This window comes from Pseudoalteromonas sp. R3, from assembly GCF_004014715.1.
Classification (GTDB): Bacteria; Pseudomonadota; Gammaproteobacteria; order Enterobacterales; family Alteromonadaceae; genus Pseudoalteromonas.
The window spans coordinates 2,574,454-2,594,576 of record NZ_CP034835.1 but is presented as its reverse complement, the minus strand read 5'-3'; the positions used below and the strand labels follow the sequence as shown (position 1 = coordinate 2,594,576).

At 48.9% G+C, this 20,123-nt stretch carries 19 protein-coding genes; 15 read left to right on the top strand and 4 right to left on the bottom strand.

Going from position 1 to position 20,123, the window contains the following annotated elements; translation table 11 throughout:
• The first annotated feature begins 362 nt into the window (after positions 1-362).
• The 8 genes from ELR70_RS16300 (at position 363) to ELR70_RS16265 (ending at position 8,917) form a co-directional block, all read left to right on the top strand.
• The gene (locus tag ELR70_RS16300; protein WP_054016871.1) at positions 363-1,541 is read left to right on the top strand and encodes an acetyl-CoA C-acyltransferase; all 1,179 of its coding nucleotides are present in this window, start codon (positions 363-365) and stop codon (positions 1,539-1,541) included.
• Between the two features lie 68 nt (positions 1,542-1,609).
• Positions 1,610-3,100 carry a CoA-acylating methylmalonate-semialdehyde dehydrogenase gene (locus ELR70_RS16295; RefSeq protein ID WP_054016872.1) on the top strand — a complete coding sequence of 497 codons (1,491 nt, stop codon included), beginning with the start codon at positions 1,610-1,612 and terminating at the stop codon, positions 3,098-3,100.
• A gap of 132 nt (positions 3,101-3,232) precedes the next feature.
• Positions 3,233-4,390 (top strand): acyl-CoA dehydrogenase family protein, encoded by a 1,158-nt coding sequence (locus ELR70_RS16290; RefSeq protein ID WP_054016873.1) that lies wholly within the window; start codon positions 3,233-3,235, stop codon positions 4,388-4,390.
• Between the two features lie 12 nt (positions 4,391-4,402).
• The gene (locus tag ELR70_RS16285; RefSeq protein ID WP_054016874.1) at positions 4,403-5,179 is read left to right on the top strand and encodes an enoyl-CoA hydratase; all 777 of its coding nucleotides are present in this window, start codon (positions 4,403-4,405) and stop codon (positions 5,177-5,179) included.
• Positions 5,179-6,318, top strand: a complete 1,140-nt coding sequence (locus ELR70_RS16280) for an enoyl-CoA hydratase/isomerase family protein (RefSeq protein WP_054016875.1) — start codon at positions 5,179-5,181, stop codon at positions 6,316-6,318. Before ELR70_RS16285 ends, ELR70_RS16280 begins: the two co-directional genes overlap by 1 nt.
• Before the next feature lie 11 nt (positions 6,319-6,329).
• Complete coding sequence (mmsB, locus tag ELR70_RS16275; RefSeq protein ID WP_054016876.1) at positions 6,330-7,220, top strand: 3-hydroxyisobutyrate dehydrogenase; 891 nt, start codon at positions 6,330-6,332, stop codon at positions 7,218-7,220.
• A gap of 21 nt (positions 7,221-7,241) precedes the next feature.
• Positions 7,242-8,003 (top strand): SDR family oxidoreductase, encoded by a 762-nt coding sequence (locus tag ELR70_RS16270; protein ID WP_054016877.1) that lies wholly within the window; start codon positions 7,242-7,244, stop codon positions 8,001-8,003.
• A gap of 305 nt (positions 8,004-8,308) precedes the next feature.
• Positions 8,309-8,917 carry a MarC family protein gene (locus ELR70_RS16265; RefSeq protein ID WP_054016878.1) on the top strand — a complete coding sequence of 203 codons (609 nt, stop codon included), beginning with the start codon at positions 8,309-8,311 and terminating at the stop codon, positions 8,915-8,917.
• A 53-nt stretch (positions 8,918-8,970) separates the two neighbouring features.
• Here ELR70_RS16265 and ELR70_RS16260 read toward each other — a convergent pair whose 3' ends face one another.
• The gene (locus tag ELR70_RS16260) at positions 8,971-9,486 is read right to left on the bottom strand and encodes a DUF2062 domain-containing protein (protein ID WP_054016879.1); all 516 of its coding nucleotides are present in this window, start codon (positions 9,484-9,486) and stop codon (positions 8,971-8,973) included.
• A gap of 177 nt (positions 9,487-9,663) precedes the next feature.
• On the opposite strand from ELR70_RS16260, the gene ELR70_RS16255 reads away from it, so the two are divergent.
• The 7 genes from ELR70_RS16255 to tcdA all read left to right on the top strand — a co-directional run bounded on the left by ELR70_RS16255 (position 9,664) and on the right by tcdA (position 16,894).
• A complete protein-coding gene (locus ELR70_RS16255) occupies positions 9,664-11,721 on the top strand; it encodes a DNA internalization-related competence protein ComEC/Rec2 (RefSeq protein WP_160317414.1) in 2,058 nt (685 codons plus the stop codon).
• Between the two features lie 63 nt (positions 11,722-11,784).
• Positions 11,785-13,527, top strand: a complete 1,743-nt coding sequence (gene msbA, locus ELR70_RS16250; RefSeq protein WP_054016881.1) for a lipid A export permease/ATP-binding protein MsbA — start codon at positions 11,785-11,787, stop codon at positions 13,525-13,527.
• Positions 13,524-14,507 carry a tetraacyldisaccharide 4'-kinase gene (gene lpxK, locus ELR70_RS16245; protein WP_054016882.1) on the top strand — a complete coding sequence of 328 codons (984 nt, stop codon included), beginning with the start codon at positions 13,524-13,526 and terminating at the stop codon, positions 14,505-14,507. Before msbA ends, lpxK begins: the two co-directional genes overlap by 4 nt.
• Positions 14,497-14,694 (top strand): Trm112 family protein, encoded by a 198-nt coding sequence (locus tag ELR70_RS16240; RefSeq protein ID WP_010381495.1) that lies wholly within the window; start codon positions 14,497-14,499, stop codon positions 14,692-14,694. The genes lpxK and ELR70_RS16240 overlap by 11 nt, the downstream gene beginning before the upstream one ends.
• Positions 14,682-15,446, top strand: coding sequence for a 3-deoxy-manno-octulosonate cytidylyltransferase (gene kdsB / locus ELR70_RS16235; protein WP_054016883.1), 765 nt, complete (start codon positions 14,682-14,684; stop codon positions 15,444-15,446). Before ELR70_RS16240 ends, kdsB begins: the two co-directional genes overlap by 13 nt.
• Positions 15,433-16,098: a TIGR01621 family pseudouridine synthase gene (locus ELR70_RS16230; RefSeq protein ID WP_054016884.1), complete on the top strand. Its 666-nt coding sequence runs from the start codon at positions 15,433-15,435 to the stop codon at positions 16,096-16,098. Before kdsB ends, ELR70_RS16230 begins: the two co-directional genes overlap by 14 nt.
• Before the next feature lies 1 nt (position 16,099).
• Positions 16,100-16,894, top strand: coding sequence for a tRNA cyclic N6-threonylcarbamoyladenosine(37) synthase TcdA (gene tcdA, locus ELR70_RS16225; protein WP_054016885.1), 795 nt, complete (start codon positions 16,100-16,102; stop codon positions 16,892-16,894).
• 22 nt (positions 16,895-16,916) lie between these two features.
• Here the strand turns inward: tcdA and ELR70_RS16220 are convergent, their stop codons facing one another.
• The 3 genes from ELR70_RS16220 to ELR70_RS16210 form a co-directional block, all read right to left on the bottom strand.
• A complete protein-coding gene (locus ELR70_RS16220; protein ID WP_054016886.1) occupies positions 16,917-17,324 on the bottom strand; it encodes a SufE family protein in 408 nt (135 codons plus the stop codon).
• Positions 17,325-17,326: 2 nt separating this feature from the next.
• Positions 17,327-18,550, bottom strand: coding sequence for a cysteine desulfurase (locus ELR70_RS16215; RefSeq protein ID WP_054016887.1), 1,224 nt, complete (start codon positions 18,548-18,550; stop codon positions 17,327-17,329).
• A 130-nt stretch (positions 18,551-18,680) separates the two neighbouring features.
• Entirely contained in the window at positions 18,681-19,967 is a 1,287-nt protein-coding gene (locus ELR70_RS16210) for a citrate synthase (RefSeq protein WP_054016888.1), read from the bottom strand.
• Between the last annotated feature and the right edge of the window lie 156 nt (positions 19,968-20,123).

Below are 20,123 nucleotides of genomic sequence, written 5' to 3'. Positions count from 1 at the left end.
ATATAAGTGAAGTTTACGTAAAGGTAAAGTATGGCGTTTGTTTCATCCTATAGTCGCATATCGCAACCGCTCATACTGGTCTACTTTAGGTATTCGTTTTGCTTACAGAAGACCCGCTGAGGCACTCCAGATGGTACGTCACAATGCAGTATAGTCGCGTTATCCGAGACTGACTGGCGAGGAGGACGACACATCGGAAGTCACGCCAGTGGCAACCTCGATGTGCAACTTAACTTTACACTTTCAGAGATCGCAATTTGCTTGATTTTAGATTTACGTTGGCGTAAACGTAAATATTAGGTATGCTCGACGTAAGAGATTACTAAAAGCAAGCAACTTGCTTGTAAACAGGAGTTTTTTTAATGAGTAACGAAGCTGTTGTCATTGTAGCTGCCAAACGTACCCCTATGGGTGGATTTATGGGCAGTCTTTCTGGTGCCAGTGCAACTGACTTGGGTGCCACTGCAATTAAAGCTGTGATGGCTGATACTGGACTGTCAGATGCCAGTATTGATGAAGTGATCATGGGCTGTGTGCTGCCTGCCGGTTTAGGTCAGGCGCCAGCGCGTCAGGCGATGTTGCATGCAGGTCTGGCTCGCTCAACGGGTGCCACCACAATCAATAAAGTCTGTGGCTCTGGCTTGAAAGCAGCGATGTTCGCGCATGACTTAATTAAAGCGGGCAGTATTAAAAATGCCATCGCCGGTGGTATGGAGAGCATGACTAATGCGCCATACTTCATTCCGAAAGCGCGTGGTGGTATGCGTATGGGTCATGGTGAAATTAAAGATCACATGATGGCAGATGGCCTGGAAGATGCTTACGATAACAAAGCCATGGGCTGCTTCGCACAAGATACGGCCGATGAGTACGGCATTACTCGTGACAATATGGACGAGTTTGCGCTGAGCTCACTGAGCAAAGCCAATGCGGCCATTGAAAACGGCAGCTTTAATAATGAGATTGCTGCACATACCATTTCTACCCGTAAAGGTGATGTGGAAGTAGCGATTGATGAGCAGCCTGGTAACGCGCGCCCGGACAAGATCCCATCACTGCGCCCGGCATTCAAAAAGGATGGCACCATCACCGCGGCCAACTCGTCTTCAATTTCTGACGGTGCTGCGGCACTTGTACTAATGAGTGAGTCAGAAGCGAAGCGCCACGGTTTAACACCACTGTGTAAGATTGCAGGTCACACCACACACTCTCAGGCTCCTGCTGAGTTTACCGTGGCACCTGTTGGTGCAATGAACAAGTTGCTTGAGCAAACTGGCTGGTCTAAAGACGACGTTGATTTGTGGGAGATCAACGAAGCATTCGCTATGGTGACTATGCTGGCAATCAGTGAGCTTGGTCTGGATCAGAGCAAAGTGAACGTGAATGGTGGTGCGTGTGCACTGGGTCACCCAATCGGTGCCAGCGGCGCACGTATTTTGGTAACGCTTATTCATGCACTACGCAATCGCGGTTTATCAAAAGGCATTGCCTCACTGTGTATCGGTGGTGGTGAAGCGGTGGCATTAGCCGTCGAAGTTTAAGTTAAGTATAGCGCCGCAACGACAATAATTAAGCGGCGCTTTTTCGTTTTAATTGGGGAGGAGTGCACATGCACCAGGTACCATTATACATCAACGGTGAATTTACCCAGTCTCAGTCTGACAAGTGGCTAGATGTCGTCAATCCGGCGAATCAGGAAGTTTTAGCGCAGGTGCCATGCGCGACACATGATGAAGTACAAGCAGCTATTTCGTCTGCACAAGAAGCATTTAAAACCTGGCGTAATGTGCCAGTAACGGAGCGTGCGCGCATTATGATGCGTTATGCTGCATTGCTGAAAGAGCATCAGGAAGAAATTGCGACTATCATCTGTCATGAACTTGGTAAGACCTTTGAAGATGCCAAAGGCGATGTATGGCGTGGTATTGAAGTCGTTGAGCAGGCAGCAAATGCACCGGCGCTGATGATGGGTGAAACGGTTGAAAATGTTGCCCGTAATATCGACACCTATTCTTATATTCAACCGCTGGGTGTATGTGCGGGTATCACCCCGTTTAACTTCCCGGCGATGATCCCATTGTGGATGTTCCCTATGGCGATCGTCTGTGGTAACACTTTCGTACTTAAACCCTCTGAGCAAGATCCATTAACACCGATGCGTTTGGTAGAGCTGTTCGAAGAAGCTGGTGCTCCAAAAGGTGTTCTGCAAGTTGTGCACGGTGCTAAAGAGCAGGTAGATCAAATCCTTACTGCCCCAGAAGTGCGCGCGATTTCTTTCGTGGGTTCTTGTGGTGTCGGCTCTTACATCTACAGCAAAGGCACAGAGAATCTAAAACGTGTTCAGGCGTGTGTAGGCGCGAAGAACCACATGGTGATCATGCCAGATGCCAGCCGTGAGCAGACCATCAATAATCTGGTTGGTGCATCTGTGGGTGCAGCAGGTCAGCGTTGTATGGGTATCTCGGTTGCGGTGTTTGTTGGCAAATCTAAAGAGTGGATCGACGATTTAAAAGCGGGTCTTGAAAAAGTACGTCCGGGTGTGTGGAACGACCCAGAAGCAGCTTATGGCCCGCAAACCTCGGCTCAGGCAAAGGCACGTATTCTGTCGCTGATAGAAAGTGGTAAACAGCAAGGTGCAACTTGTCTGCTGGACGGCTCAGACTTTACGGTTGAAGGCTACGAAAATGGCAACTGGGTAGGTCCAACGCTGTTTACAGACGTTACACCAGACATGGATATCTATAAGCAGGAGATCTTTGGCCCCGTACTGAACTGCGTCTGTGTTGATACCCTGGAAGAAGCCATTGAACTGGTTAATAACAGTCCTTACGGTAACGGTACGTCTTTGTTCACGGCAAGCGGTGCGGCAGCACGTAAATTCCAGAATGAAATCGAAGTAGGTCAGGTGGGCATCAATATTCCGATTCCTGTGCCACTGCCGTTCTTCTCATTCACCGGCTGGAAAAACTCTTTCTATGGCGACCAACACACCTATGGTAAACAGGGTGTGCGTTTCTACACAGAAACCAAGACCATTACTTCACGCTGGTTTGCCGATGAGGCCGTAACGGGCCCGAATATGAGCATTAACTTGCGATAACGCCAGTCAGTTAACCTATCCGGCCCGGCATTTGCCCGGGCCGCTCGCAGTAATACCTGAGGCTCAGGTACATAAGAATAACGCCGGGCAGAATCATCACTTCGCCCGCTATGACAACAAGTGAGGTCTTTTATGGACTTTAATCTCAACGAAGATCAACAGGCTTTTGCCGAAACCGCCTATCAGTTTGCTATGAGCGAGCTGGCACCCCATGCCGCCGAATGGGATCAAAAACATATTTTCCCTAAAGACGTAATTAAAAAAGCCGGTGAACTGGGCTTTTGTGGCCTATACACACCGGAAGAAGCGGGCGGTCTGGGCCTGTCGCGTCTTGATTCAAGCATTATCTTTGAACAATTGTCGATGGGCTGTACGGCCACAACGGCAATGCTAACCATACACAATATGGCCACCTGGATGATTGCCAGTTTTGCCACTCAGGTGGTAAAAGATCAGTACATGGATCAATTGGTGATGGGTGAACTGCTGGCTTCATACTGCCTGACCGAACCAGGCTCTGGCTCTGATGCCGCTTCACTGAAAACCAAAGCGGTACTGGAAGGGGACGAGTATGTTCTGAACGGCTCGAAAATGTTTATCTCTGGTGCCGGTGAAACCGATGTGCTGGTGGTGATGGCACGTACTGGTGAAGACGGCCCGAAAGGCATTTCTGCCTTTGTTGTTCCGGCAGATGCCGAGGGCGTTATCTATGGTAAAGCTGAAGAGAAAATGGGCTGGAATGCCCAGCCAACCCGTCTGGTAACATTTGAAAATGTTCGTATTCCGGCGGCTAACCTAATGGGCAAAGAAGGCGAAGGCTTTAAATTTGCCATGCAGGGTCTGGATGGCGGACGTATTAATATTGCAACCTGTTCAATCGGTACTGCACAACAGGCACTGAACACAGCCAAAGAATACATGCAGGAGCGCCAGCAGTTTGGTAAGCCTCTGGCGGCATTCCAGGCACTTCAGTTTAAGATTGCCGATATGAATACTGAACTGGTTGCAGCGCGTCAGATGGTCCGTCTGGCTGCGTTCAAACTGGACAGCAACGACAGCGAAAAAACCACTTACTGTGCCATGGCTAAACGCTTTGCGACCGACGTTGGTACTAAGGTTTGTGATGATGCATTACAGATCCACGGTGGTTATGGCTACATCAAAGAATACCCACTTGAGCGCCACCTGCGTGATGTACGCGTTCACCAAATCCTGGAAGGCACCAATGAGATCATGCGGGTGATCATTGCACGCCGAATTCTAGCCGAAGGCGCTGCAAGCGTACTGTAAAGGAGCATCATTATGTCAGCACAATTGAAACTCGAAAAACAAGGTCATATTGCGGTTGTGACTATGTCCAACCCACCAGCAAACACCTGGACTCGCGATACCTTGGTTGGTCTGAAGGAGCTGGTAACAGAGCTTAATGCCGATAAAAACATTTACTCTTTGGTGATCACAGGTGAAGGCGAAAAGTTCTTCTCTGCGGGCGCCGATCTAAATGTGTTTGCTGACGGCGACAAAGGCGTTGCGGCGGACATGTCGCGCGTATTTGGTGAAGCGTTCGAAACTCTGAGTGATTTCCGCGGTGTGTCTATTGCAGCCATTAATGGCTTTGCGATGGGCGGTGGTCTGGAAGTCGCGCTGGCCTGTGATATTCGTATTGCAGAAGCACAGGCGCAAATGGCACTGCCAGAGGCCAAAGTGGGCTTGCTGCCTTGCGCAGGTGGTACACAAAATCTGTCTTGGCTGGTCGGTGAAGGCTGGGCGAAGCGCATGATCTTATGTGGCGAGCGCCTCAAAGCCGACAAAGCTCAGCAGATTGGACTGGTAGAAGAAGTGGTTGAACAGGGCAAAGCGCTGGAAGCAGCCCTTGAGCTGGCTAAGAAAGTCGAAGATCAAAGCCCGGTGGCTGTGACAGCCTGTAAGGCCCTGATTCAAAAAGGGCGTACCGGCACCATCAACAGTGCATTGCCGCTTGAGCGTGAACTGTTCGTTACTTTGTTCGACACGCAAGACCAAAAAGAGGGCGTCAATGCCTTCTTGGAAAAACGTAAAGCAAACTGGGTGAATGGCTAATGGTAGAATTACAGTTACTGAACCAGGCAGATGCCCCTGTGGTATTTGAGTTGGCGCACTGTAATAACGGCATGAAGGTGGCGGTTGCCACCCTCAATGCGCCAAAAGCACTCAATGCACTGAACCTGGAAATGATCCGCTTATTGGATCCACAGCTTAAGGCCTGGGCTGAAGATGAACAGGTCGCTATGGTCCTGCTCAAAGGCGCCGGCGAAAAAGCCTTTTGTGCCGGTGGCGATGTGGTTAGCCTTTACAATGCAATGGCTGCGGAAGATGGCAATAATCATCTGGAAGTTTTCTTTGCTGAGGAATATCGCCTCGATTACCACATCCACAATTATGATAAACCGATCCTGCTTTGGGGCAATGGCATCATCATGGGTGGCGGTCTTGGTTTGATGGCCGGTGCCAGCCACCGGGTGGTAACAGAATCATCCCGCATCGCGATGCCGGAAATCACCATTGGCTTGTATCCGGATGTTGGCGGTAGCTACTTCCTGAACAAGATGCCAGAGGGGGTTGGTTTATTCCTGGGTCTGACTGGTGCTTCCATTAATGCCACCGATGCGAAATTTGTTGGCCTGGCTGATCATTATATGGATGGTGAGCGTCTGGATATGCTGTTGCATAACCTCAGTGAAGTAAACTGGGGAAAAACCAACGTACTCAATCATGAAAAACTGACCCAGTTACTCATCTCCCTTGATGAAGCATCGCACATTCCACCGCGCAGTGAAATTAAGCCACTGGCTGAGTCTTTTGCTCAACTCGCTGAATTTGACTCCCTGGAAGCACAGGTTGAGCATATTCTGGCGCTCGACAGCACAGAGAACAAATGGCTAAGCAAAGCACAAAAAGCCCTCAAGCATGGCTCTCCTTTGAGTGCAGTGTTAATTCAGGCGCAGCTAAAGCGTGCCGAAGGCCTGTCACTGAAGGACTGCTTCTTGCGTGAACTGGCGATGTCGGTTCGCTGTGGTGAAGTGGGTGAGTTCCGTGAAGGTGTACGTGCACTGCTGATTGACAAAGACGGACAGCCTCAGTGGCAATTTAAGACCATTGCTGACGTAGACAGCAAAGTGATTGACAGCTTTTTTGCGCCACGCTGGGAAGAGAGTGAACATCCCCTGGCTGATCTATAAGGAATAAACACATGGCAAAGATTGGATTTATAGGTTTAGGAAACATGGGCGGCCCGATGGCAGCCAATTTGGTAAAAGCCGGTCACCAGGTCACGGTATTTGATCTCAGTGCTGAGGCGCTAAAGCAACTTGAAGCGCACGGCGCTGTGGCTGCGAACAATGTGTCAGATGTCTGCGCAGGTGCAGACTTTGTGATCAGTATGCTGCCAGCCAGTAAACATGTTCGTATGATTTATACTGGCGAAGATGGGTTAATCAACTATCTTGAAAAGTCGACGCTGGTGATTGACTGCTCGACAATCGATGCAGAATCAGCGCAGTTTGTTGGGAATGCGCTGGCTGACGCAGGTATCGCGTTTGTTGATGCGCCTGTTTCTGGTGGTGTTGCAGGGGCTGCGGCAGGCACTTTAACCTTTATCGTGGGCGGCAGCGACGCTGATTTCAATAAAGCACAGACTGTCCTAAACGATATGGGTAAGAATATTTTCCATGCCGGGGCGGTGGGTGCAGGGCAGGTCGCTAAGATCTGTAATAATATGCTGCTATCAATACTCATGGCAGGCACCAGTGAAGCACTGCAAATGGGCGTTGACCACGGCCTTGATCCAAAAGTATTGAGTGAAATCATGCTCAATAGCTCGGGTCGCAACTGGACATTGGAGTTATATAACCCGTGTCCGGACGTATTAGAGAATGTGCCTTCTTCAAATGGGTACAAACCCGGTTTTATGGTTGATCTGATGGCCAAAGACTTAGGGTTGGCGATGCAGGCGGCACAGCAAACAAACTCGGCTACGCCGATGGGGGCACTGGCAAAAAATCTCTACAACCTGATGCAGAATCAGGGCAGTGGCAGTGAAGATTTTAGTGCTATTTTTAAACTCTATTCACAAAAGCAGTAACAGAAGCAGGGTTGAAATATCATGGATATAAAGAACAAAACGGTGGTGATCACCGGTGGTGCGCAGGGCCTGGGCTTTGCGATGGCAACGGAAATGGCCAAAATGGGTGCCAAGCTGGCACTGATAGATATGCAGGAAGAGCAGTTGCAAACGGCAGCCGCTGAGCTCAGAACACTGGATGTTGAAGTAAAAACCTATGTGGCAAATGTGAGCCTGGAGAGCGATGTTGAACAGGTATTCAGCGACATAGTGGCAGACTTGGGTAATATTGCGGTATTGGTCAATAATGCGGGTATTTTACGTGATGGCCTGTTGTTAAAAGCCAAAGATGGTGAAGTGACGGATAAGATGTCACTGCAGCAGTTCCAGTCAGTGCTGGATGTGAACCTGACCGGGGTGTTCCTGTGTGGTCGTGAAGCGGCAACTAAAATGGTTGAAGGTCAGGAAGGTGGCGTGATCATTAACATGTCGAGTGTTGCGCGAGCGGGCAATATGGGCCAGACCAACTACTCGGCGGCCAAAGCTGGTGTTGTCGCAATGACAACCTCCTGGGCGAAAGAACTGGGCCGCTACGGTATTCGTGTTGGTGCAATTGCGCCGGGTGTGATCCGTACACAAATGACTGACGCAATGAAGCCAGAAGCCAAAGAACGCCTGCTGAAGATGAAACCCGTTGGACGTCTGGGTGAAGCTGGCGAGATTGCGCATACGGCAAAGTATATTATCGAGAACGATTTCTTCACCGGTCGTGTAGTAGAAATTGACGGCGGGATCAGACTCTGATAAATTAATACTTAAGTATCGGTTATATTTTATTTTTGCCCTAAAACCAATACAAAAGAATTCGCATACTTATGTTCCTTTATCTTCGAAAGAAGAAAGTGTGTTGAATCAAGCGGCAGGCCACGCATACCTGCCGCTTTTTAGTTTCATGCTCAAATTTGTGCGTTTGGCACGATTCCTAATTCTCATCTGCACCTACCCGTTGGCTCTCAAATCGAGATTTAAAAATAACATACTCTTTTAGTCAGTAGACTGCTAGAGTTGTTCCTTATTGAATATTTTACCTTTATTAATAAGGAACTTCTTTGATAGATTTTGTTGCTACGTTTATCTTCTTTTTTGCTGTCATTGATCCGATAGGCACAGTACCCGTCTTTATTGCGGTTACGCGTGGCTATGACGCAGCGGCGAAACGAAAAATTGCGTTGATCGCCAGTTTAGTCGCGGCCTGCATCTTACTTTTTTTTGCTGTTGTAGGAGAGATGCTGTTAAGCGCTATGGGGATCCCACTACCTGCTTTCCAGATTGCCGGTGGCATTGTGCTGTTTTTATTTGCGCTGTCGATGATCTTTGGTGAAAGTAAGCCGGAAGAAGAAGTGCGGCTGATCAAAGACCATCGCGAAACTGCAATTTTTCCGTTAGCAGTGCCGTCTATTGCAGGCCCTGGGGCTATGCTGGCATGTGTTTTAATGACCGAAAATGCACGTTTTAGTTTGTTTGAGCAGATGCAAACTGTGGCGATGATGCTGTTCGTGTTGTTACTTAACTTGTTGCTCATGCTGATGGCAAGCAGCGTTCATAAGGTCATCGGTAATGCCGGTGCCAGTGTAATAAGTCGTGTGATGGGGCTGATATTGGCATCCGTGGCGGTGACCAATGCACTCGCGGGCTTTGTGAATTACTTCGATAAATAAGTATGAGGTGGAAAAGCAGCCGGTGGGCTGCTAAACCAATAATGAGTGGTGTGTCAGCTGGATTGCTGATTACGTTCAGCCCAGGCTTTATTAACAGAGCGACGCCACAGGAAGTCGATTACGAAAAAGCCCAGAATCGCGGCCATACAGGCACAGATCAGTGAGCCGAGCATAAAAGCCGGGCCGATAGTCGATAGGCTCTCGACCAGCCAGCTCCAGCTGGCTTCAAAATGAAATGGTTGCTCCTCCTGACCCAATGCGAATGCACCCACCTGGTATGATGCATAGAAGATGGGAGGCATAGTAAGTGGGTTAGTGATCCACACCAACGCAATTGACAAGGGCAGATTAACGCGAAAAGGAATGGCCAGGGCGGCTGCAAGAACCATTTGAAAAGGAACAGGGATGAACGCAAAGAACAGGCCTACGGAAAAGGCCCCACGCGCCGAGCGGCGATTTAAATGCCAAAGATTTGCATCATGTAACAAACTACCGAATATTTTCAGCGATTTTTGCTGTTTGATCTTATTGTGATCGGGTAGAAACCTTTGGATCGTCTTCTTTGGCATGTTAGGCAACCATTTACATCGATATTGATCTGCTGCGGCCTGATCAGCGGGTGCCTGATCTCAGTATTTTATCTGGGTCAGTGGCAGTGGTTTGTCTGCTCAGGCGTGCTCCTTTTTCTCTGCGGGTATTTTAAGACTTTTTCGAGTGTTTTGGCAGGTTTTATTTTAGGTATTTTTGTGACGATTTGTCACTATTGGTTGGTTTATGCCCCTCCGGTTGCTGAAAAAGTCTTAGAGCAGGAAGTCGCAGTGGTCGGTATAGTGAGCAAAGTCATTGGTACAGGCGCCAACCCTTATGTCACGCTTGAGCTGGCAAGCATAGGTCACTATACGGTGCCCTGGTACCGTAATGTTCGCATCAATGCATCTCTAAGCGGTGAGGTTCCAGCCGAGCTACAAGGCACAATACTGACAGGCATGGCGACACTCAAACCGTTTCGCAGTCGAAAGAACTTTTCGGTGTTTGACGCCGAGCTTTTTGCTTTTCGTAACCAGGTTTTTTACAAAGGCCGAGTGGCTGTAACTGATGTGATGCTGAAAAAGGAAAAATCCTGGCGCGATGTATATCGAAAATGGGTCGCAGAGGCGCTCGTTGGCTTGCATTTCGAGTGGTTTTATTACGTCTTGCTTACGGGAGATAAAAGTACCATTACGCAAGCTGATAAAGCCTTTTTTAAGTCAATGGGACTAAGCCATTTGCTGGCGATTTCCGGCTTACATGTGGCCATTGTATTTGCACTGAGTTTTAGCCTCTGTAAGTTTGGCTTGCTGATAGCGTGGTCCCGGTTGTCTCAGTGGCGCAACTATCAGTTAGGCTATTTTATTTTCGCGTTGGGATTAAGTGGTGGGTATGTGTGGTTAAGTGGGTTGCAAGTGTCGGCGCAGCGTGCCTGGTTAATGGCTTTGCTGGGGGCATGTTGCTTTTTATTTGCCAGACAGCTGAGCACCGCAAGAGTATTGCTATACGCGTTGGTCGTGATCCTGACTGCAAACCCCTTTGCAGCGCTTAACTTTGGATTATATTTTTCCTTTCTGGCAGTGGTGACTATATTCTTCGTTTTGCGAAATGTGATACAGCATTCAAAACGGGCCCCCAAAGTCAAACTCCTATGTTATTTACAGTGTGGTTTATTTGTCACATTGTTACCTCTCACGCTTTTTTCCTATCACGGATTTAGTGTGAGTAGTATCGTGGTTAACCTGCTGGTTGTTCCGTTACTGACAGTGGTCATTTTCCCATTGTTGTTGTTGCACATAACCGCCATGCAGTTCACAGACTGGGCTGTGTTAGGCCCATTTGATGCACTTTTGAATTCTGTTTATCAGTGGGCAACCACGTTTCCCTACCACTGGTGGCCTACAGGCACTGTGAGTATTGAGCTGGTGATCCTGAGTTATCTGACACTGTTACTCAGCACCTGTGTTATGACCCGGGCTTTTGCCTGGATCCCACTATCAGCTGCGGTGATGCTAAGCGTGCTTGAGCGTCCTCCTGAGTGGCAGATAGATGTTTTTGATGTAGGGCATGGTACAGCGGTATTAGTAACAACTCAGGATAAAGGCATTCTGATAGACTTAGGTGCCAGTTACTTTTCCCGTTATTCGCTGTTTGATAATGTGATTAAGCCTTACCTAGAGGCTCATCGCATTAAGTTACTCCATACAGTGATAAGCCATGATGACAGTGATCATAATGGCGGATTAGCTGATTTATACCGCTACGATAGTGGCCGCTCCCTGGAACAGTTTCACCAAGGGGATGGTAAGGCGCTGTGCAGTTTAAAAACTGTCAGTATGGAGAATCTAACCATAGAGTCGCTCTGGCCGGCAGAGCCGATGAACAGCGACAATAATAACTCATGTGTGGTCAGGATAAGTGATGGCACGACCCATCTGTTATTGCCCGGAGACATAGAGCAAGTTGCTGAACACGCGCTGGTGGCATTACAAAAGGAGAAGATATCAGCCGATATACTGATTGCGCCGCACCACGGCAGTAATACGTCTTCGAGTATGGCGTTTGTCTCTGCCGTTGCTCCGAAATGGGTTGTGTTTTCAAGAGGGTACCACTCGCCATGGCGTTTACCGCACAAACAGGTCGTTGCCCGCTATCAGTCAATAAGTAGTAGCATGCTGGATACGGCCGAAGAAGGCCAGATCCGATTTAAAATAAGGGAGGGAAAGATCCTGCCAGAAACCGCCCGCAACAGGAAAAGTTTTTGGTTCTTAAGATAATGCATTCAGTTTTGCCATGAGTACAGCTACAATACGCGGGTTATGACGTACCAGAGAGACACTATGCAACAATCCGCCAAGCAGATCTACAAGCGGCTTCTGAGTTACACCTTCGATTTTAAAGTGCCGGCCCTGTTTGCCATTATTGGTATGCTCGGTTACGCCGCCATGGATGCGCTATTTGTTCAGTTAATGCAACCGTTTATTGATGATGGTCTGACAGAGCGCAACGCCGAAGTGTTAAAAATGGCGCCCATCGTGGTGGTGTTGCTGGTTATTGGGCGTGGTATTTTCAACTATATGGCATCGTATTGTCTGAGCTATGTGGGCTCTCAGGTAGTAAGGAAACTGCGTCAGTCTTTGTTTGAACACATGTTGTTCTTGCCGGTCAGTTTCCACGACCAGCATTCTAACGGTGAAATGATCTCAAAAATCACCTTTGATACTGAGCAAGTACAACAAGCCGTGACCCGAGCTTTGCAGGTCATGATCCGCGAAGGGGCCTTTGTGCTGTTTTTGCTGGTGGTGATGTTCAACGCCAGCTGGCAGTTGTCTTTGATATTCTTAGTCGTTATTCCCATCGTCGGCGTGATAGTGAACCTGGTCTCCAAGCGCTTTCGTAAAATTTCAAAGAATATTCAGGATGCCATGGGCGAAGTCACTCGCAGCTCAGAGCAAATGCTGGCCGGGCACAAGGTGATCCATGGTTTCGGTGGTCAGGACAAAGAGATAAGTCATTTTGCCGATGTGAATAACCGCAATCGTCAGCAGCGTGTAAAGATGGATGCAACGCGCGCACTGAGTGTGTCTGTGATCCAGATTATTGCTGCCAGTGCTATGGCACTGATCCTGGCTATTATCGCAATGCCAGAAATGATAGATACCATCTCCTCGGGTACCTTTGTGTCACTGACCACGTCAATGATGATGATGCTCAGGCCGCTTAAGCAGCTGGCGAATGTGAACAGTGATTTGCAGCGTGGCATTGCCGCAGCAACCAGTATTTTTGAAATTCTAGATAAAGAGCAGGAAAAGAACACCGGCAAACGTGAGGCGAACAGCGTTAAAGGCGAAATTGCAGTCTCAGGGGTGACATTCCGTTACCCGGGCAAAGACGAAGCTGTCATTAAATCCTTGTCGTTACAAATTCCTGCTGGTCAAAGTATCGCGCTGGTGGGCCGCAGTGGGTCGGGTAAATCGACTTTATCAAACCTGCTGCCGCGTTTTTACGACTGGGATGAAGGGGAGATCACCCTGGATGGGGTGAAACTTCAGGACTACACGCTGTCGTCGCTGCGCAAACAGTTTGCACTGGTGTCACAACAGGTGGTGCTGTTTAACGACACCATAGCCAATAATATCATGTATGGACTGGAGCGCCCCTATACTCAGGAAGAGTTGGAGCAGGTCGCAAAGCAGGCCCATGTCTGGGAGTTTGTTAAAGACTTGCCTGAGGGGTTGAACACTATGGTGGGTGAAAACGGTGTCATGCTTTCTGGCGGTCAGCGTCAGCGTATTGCCATCGCCCGTGCAATTGTTAAAAACGCGCCCATTCTGATTTTGGATGAAGCCACATCGGCATTGGATACGGAGTCAGAGCGTTTGATCCAGCTGGCACTGGATAACCTGATGAAAGATAAGACGTCTATCGTCATTGCGCACCGTTTGTCTACCATAGAGCAATCTGATTGCATTTATGTGCTTGATCAGGGGCGTATTGTCGAGCAGGGCAAACACCAGGCACTGCTTGAGCAAAAGGGCATTTATGCAGCGCTTTGCCAGATGCAATATGGTGAGCAGGCATGAATCGCTTAGAGCGCAGCTGGTATCAGCCATTAGGGCTGTTAAATATCGTACTGCTGCCTTTGTCGGGCCTGTTTTGGTTACTGAGCTCATTGCGCAGGGGGTTGTTTAAGCTGGGTCTTATACCTGTCTTTACAGCACCCGTACCGGTGATCATTGTTGGCAACATTGGCATAGGCGGCAATGGTAAAACGCCGTTCGTGTTATGGCTGGTACCCTACCTTGAGTCGTTGGGCCTGAAAGTAGCTGTGATCAGCCGGGGATATGGCGCCAAGCCTCCCAGCCTGCCATACCGGGTGACAGACAACAGCAGTGCCGCAGAAGCGGGCGATGAGCCTTTATTGATATACAAACGTTTGGGTTGCCCGGTGATGATAGGTGGCGACCGTCAGGCCAGCATCGAAATGCTGATGCAAGAAGATAAGCCAGATATTATCGTCAGTGACGATGGCCTGCAACACTACCAGCTGGCCCGAAATATCGAGATTTGTATTGTCGATGCACAGCGCCGTTTTGGTAATGCTCTGCTGCTACCGGCAGGCCCGCTGCGCGAAACACCCGGGCGTCTCAAGCACACAGATCTGGTTGTCTATAATGGAGAGTCAGACGGGGTTGGTTATGAGCTGGTTCGCAGTGGCTATTTCAGTGTGAAAGACAATCAGGCGGTTGCACAAACTGCCAGGCAGGGCGTTGCCGTGAGCGCTATTGGTAACCCGCAGCGATTTGAACAATCCTTGCGCTCAGATGGCATTGAACTGACCAATACACTGCATTTTGCCGACCACCACGCCTACAGCGCAGCCGACTTTGCCACGTGCGAAGAGCAGGCTGTCTTTATGACCGAAAAAGACGCGGTAAAATGCCAGTCATTCAGCAAAGAAAATTGGTATTATTTAAAAGTAGAAGCCCAGCCCAGTGCTGCGCTGACACAACAACTGAATTCGTTATTAAAACAAAAAGGGATAGTCAACCATGGCCTTTGACACTAAATTACTCGAGATTATTGCTTGTCCGGTTTGCAAAGGAAAACTGAGATTTGACAAAGACAATCAGGAGCTGATCAGCACGGCCGCTAAACTGGCTTACCCTGTCAGAAACGACATTCCAGTACTACTGGAAAACGAAGCGCGCGAATTATCCCTTGAAGAGGTCGAAAAGTGGAATTCATAGTCGTTATTCCGGCGCGTTACGCTTCAACCCGCCTGCCTGGCAAACCGCTGGCTGATATTTGTGGTAAACCCATGATCCAGCATGTGTTCGAGCAGGCGCAAAAATCTGGCGCCAAAGCCGTTTATATCGCCACCGACAATGCTCAGGTGTTTGAGCGTGCTAAAGCCTTTACAGAGAACGTACTGATGACCCGAGAAGATCATCAGTCGGGCACTGAGCGCCTTGCTGAGGTGGTTGAACAGCTGGGCCTGGCCGACGATACCTTAGTGGTTAATGTGCAGGGCGATGAGCCCTTACTTGCCCCGGAAAACATCACCCAAGTGGCGACATTACTGCATGAAGCTCAGGAAGCGCCAATGGCTACGCTGAGTGTAGATGTGACGGATGTGCTGGAAGTATTGAATCCTAATGCCGTTAAAGTGGTTCAGGATGCCCATCACAATGCGCTGTACTTTTCCCGCGCTTCCATTCCGTTTCAGCGTGACAGCATGATGGAATTGGATGAGAGTAAAATTCCACTGGCACATTTTCAGCGCCATGTGGGTATTTATGCCTATCGTGCCGGTTTTATTAAAACCTATCTGGCCTTACCGGTTTCTCCGCTGGAAGGGCAGGAATCGCTTGAGCAGTTGCGGGTGTTATACCACGGTTATCGCATTAAAATAGCCAAGGCGTGCCGCCCGGTTTATGCCGGGGTTGATACACCGGAAGATTTAAAAAGAGTCGTAGAGTACCTCAATGGCGCCCTTTGAGGTGATAGCCAGCCACCCGGACTTTGTGGTGGCACATAAACCCGCAGGGGTGAGTTTTCACAGTGAACAGGAAAGCGGCTTTGTTGCCTTATTAGCAGAGCAGTTGGGTGAGCAGCTTTACCCAGTTCACCGACTCGATAAGGTAACATCCGGCTTGCTGGTACTGGCTCGCTCCAGTCATGCCGCAGCCAGGCTGACTGAGCTTTTTACCAGTCGGGCCGTAGATAAGTTTTATCTGGCACTCATCGATAGTAAACCTAAAAAGAAGCAAGGCTGGGTTAAAGGCGATATGGCTAGGTCCCGGCGTGGGACTTATAAGTTGTTAACCAGTCAGGACAAGCCGGCCATCACGCGCTTTTACAGTGCCAGCATAGCGCCTGGCCTGAGAGCCTGTTTACTCAAACCTTACAGCGGCAAAACCCATCAGCTACGGGTTGCGCTAAAAAGCTTGTCAGCGCCCATCCTCGGCGATGTCAGCTATGGTGGCAGTGAAGCCGACAGAGTTTATCTGCACGCCTACTGTTTGAGCTTTGAGTGGGACAACGAAAGAATGACATTTTATGCTTTGCCACAGAGCGGAGCACGGTTTGTAGAGCTGGCAGACACTGAAGTAATGCAAAGCTGGGCAAAGCCCAGAGAGTTAGAGTGGTAATATGACGCAAGATACATCCTTAAGATTTGGTGGCATCGGCCGCTTGTATGGTGATACAGAGCTTGCCTGGCTTGGCGAAGCCAGTTTCTGTGTCATAGGCATTGGCGGCGTAGGTAGCTGGGTAGCAGAAGCTCTGGCGCGCACCGGCATAGGTAAAATTACCCTGATTGATCTGGATGATATTTGTGTCACAAATATCAATCGCCAGCTGCATGCAAAAACTGAGACCATAGGCCAGCCTAAAGTCGAAGCCATGCAGGCGCGTTGTCAGTCCATCAATCCGGATTGTCAGGTTGAGGTGATAGATGACTTTATCACCCTGGATAATATCAAAGAGCATATTCAGGGTTTTGATTATGTCATCGACTGTATTGATGCGGTCAAAGAAAAAGCGGCATTGATCGCTCACTGTAAAAGGCAAAAAATTCCGGTGATCACCACCGGTGGTGCAGGTGGTCAGACAGATCCAAGTCAGATCTGTTATGGGGATGTGGCCAAAACCACTCATGACCCTTTACTTGCAAAAGTCCGATACCTGCTGCGTAAGCAGTATAACTTCACCACCAATCCGAAGCGTAAGTTTGCTGTAGACTGTGTGTATTCAACCGAGCAACTGGTTTATCCAACGGGAGATGGTAGTGTCTGTAAGGCCAAACAAATGGCCGATGGCAGTAAGAATATGGACTGTGCGACCGGATTTGGCTCTGCCACTATGGTGACGGGCAGCTTTGGCTTTTTTGCTGCGGCAAAGGCGATCCGCAAGTACTTAGACAAGCGCGCACGCGAAGCGGGCTAGTTCGCTACGGTTATTTCAGGTGCTATTGCAGCACCTGAAGTTGTTGATGGATTCGTTCTACGATTGCACGTACTCCATTGCCGCGAGACGGGCTCAGGTGCTTGATCAGTCCCAGCTTGTCAAACAGTTCATAGCCATCAAGTTTACCTGCTTCTTCCGGTAACTGGTTGTTATAGCATGCAAGTATAATTACCAGTAAACCTTTGACTATGCGGGTGTCTGAGTCTGCTATCAGTACCAGGCGTTGCTGTTGCTCATCCAGGTCAAGGTGTAACCAGACTTTACTCTCACACCCTTTCACCAGCGCGTCATCCGTTTTTAGTGCATCCGGCATGGCCGGTAGTGCCTTGCCCAGTAGCATGATTTCGCGATACTTGCCCTGCCAGGTGCCGTGCTGAGCCAGGGTGTGCTCTATGTGTGATAAGTCCATAATTACTCTTCTAATAAACTGATGGTGTCTTTCAGTGCTGCGATAAACCGACTGATGTCTTGCTGGTTGTTGTAAAACGCCAGGCTGGCACGAATGGTGCCTTCGATGCCAAGATGCGCCATTAGCGGTTGTGTGCAGTGGTGGCCGCTTCTGACAGCAATACCATGGGTATTGAGTAAGGTTGCCAGATCGTAATGGTGCTCGCTTTTGTAGCTAAAACTGACCGTACCGACATTATTAGCCGTATCGCCCCAAATCCGGATCCCGTCAATTTCGCCCAGTTGCTGAAGCAGGCTCTGATACAGTGATTGCTCATACTGGAACAGGGTTTCATGATCTTGTGCTGTGATGTAATCAAGCGCTGCGCCAAAGCCAATCACACCGGCAATATTAGGTGTGCCTGGCTCAAATTTTTCAGGTGCTGGACGAAAGGTGGTGCCACTAAAACTGACTGTGTCTATCATTTCGCCGCCGCTTTGATAAACGGGCAGGGCATTGAGCAACTCATAGCGACCGTAGAGGCCACCAAGCCCGGTTGGCCCCAGTGCTTTGTGTGCAGAAAACACATAAAAATCGCAATCCAGCTGCTGTAAATCAGGGCGCAAATGCAAAAAAGATTGAGCACCATCTACCACTGTAACCGTGCCTGAGCTTTTACTGCTTGCTATCAATGCAGCTACATCATTGATATTGCCCAGCGCATTAGAGGCATGACAAATACTCAGTACTTTGGGTTTTAAGTTCTCTATCAGCGCTTTAGCCTGTTCAAGCTGGAGAATGCCTTGTGCATCGACGGGCAGCAATTCAATGCGTGCACCTGTGCGCTGCACGGCAAGTTGCCAGGGCACAATATTGGCGTGATGCTCCAAAGGAGACAACAAAATGACATCGTCTTTTTTTAAGCTGTCGCTCAGGCCATGAGCAATTAAATTCAAAGAGGCGGTAGCGCCACTGGTCCAGACAATTTCCCGGCTTTGCACATTAAGAAATTGCGCTAATTTGCCCCGTACAGCCTCATAGGCCGTAGTTGCCTGCTCACTCAATGTGTGTAAACCTCGGTGTACGTTGGCGTTCTGAGACTGGTAAAAATCCTTTACAGCCTGGATCACCTGATTGGGTTTCTGGGTGGTGGCAGCCGAGTCCAGATAACACAAAGGCTGGTCGTCAACCGAGACCTCAAAGATGGGGAAATCACGCCGAAGTTGTATGCAAGGGTTATCGTTCAAAAGGGTCTCCTACTGCGCCTGAGCAGGCGGATTTTACCGGATTTATATGGGCTTGCAAGTCTGCCTGAAGACCTGGCACAAAAAAGGGCTGCCAATGGCAACCCTTTTCAAAGTGTCAGTTAAGCGATGCTTATCTGTCACCTTCTTTTTTGTAGTCACGTGCCGTGTAGCCAGTGTACAACTGACGTGGACGACCAATCTTGTGACCAGGCTGAGACAGCATTTCGTTCCAGTGTGAGATCCAGCCAACAGTACGAGACATAGCGAAAATTACAGTGAACATGCTGGTCGGAATACCGATAGCCTTCAGGATGATACCTGAGTAGAAATCAACATTCGGGTAAAGCTTCTTCTCAACGAAGTACGGGTCTTCCAGTGCAATTTGCTCAAGTTTCATTGCAACGTCAAGCAATGGATCCTGAATGTTCAGCTCTTTCAGAACTTCGTGACAAGTTTGACGCATTACGGTCGCACGCGGGTCGAAGTTTTTGTATACGCGGTGACCAAAGCCCATCAGACGGAACGGGTCGTTCTTGTCTTTTGCTTTTGCAACGTATTCGTCGATACGGTCAACAGTACCAATTTCTTCCAGCATGTTCAGACACGCTTCGTTTGCACCACCGTGCGCAGGGCCCCACAGTGACGCGATACCCGCTGCGATACATGCATAAGGGTTAGCGCCTGAAGAACCAGCAAGACGTACCGTTGAAGTAGACGCGTTTTGCTCGTGGTCTGCGTGTAGCATGAAGATACGGTCCATTGCTTTAGCCAGTACAGGGTTAACCTTGTACTCTTCAGCAGGGACTGAGAACATCATGTGCAGGAAGTTTTCTGCGTAGCTCAGGTCGTTACGTGGGTAAACGAACGGCTGGCCTGTGTTGTACTTGTACGCCATCGCAGCAATAGTAGGCAGTTTAGCAACCAGTTTGATTGCACAACGCATACGCTGATCTGCGTCTGAGATGTCCAGGTCGTCGTGATAGAACGAAGACAATGCACCAACCACACCACACAGCATCGCCATTGGGTGAGAATCAACGCGGAAACCCTGGAAGAAAGACGCAATTTTCTCATGCAGCATAGTGTTGTGCGTGATGTTCTTTGCAAATTCTTCAAGTTGCGCATTGTCTGGTAATTCACCGTTCAGAAGCAGGTAGCACAGCTCAATGTAGTTAGATTGCTCTGCTAATTGCTCGATTGGGTAACCACGGTGTAGTAGTACACCCTTTGCACCATCGATATAAGTAATAGATGATTCGCAAGAGCCAGTCGACATAAAACCAGGGTCGTATGTGAAGAAGCCGTGAGCGCCAAGTGTGCGGACGTCGACTACGTCCTGGCCAGCAGTGCCAGAGTAGATCGGGAGTTCGATCGGATCATGACCATCGATATGGACTGTGGCTTTCTTATCTGCCATCTATTTATCTCCTATGAAATAACAATATTCTGATTGTTATGTTGTGATACTAATGTTAAGCAAATTCAGATCATTCTAACTTAAAATAGGGGTGGAAAGTCAATTTTTCTGAGAATTATGCACAAATGTATGATAAATATTCTACGCCGTTTAAAT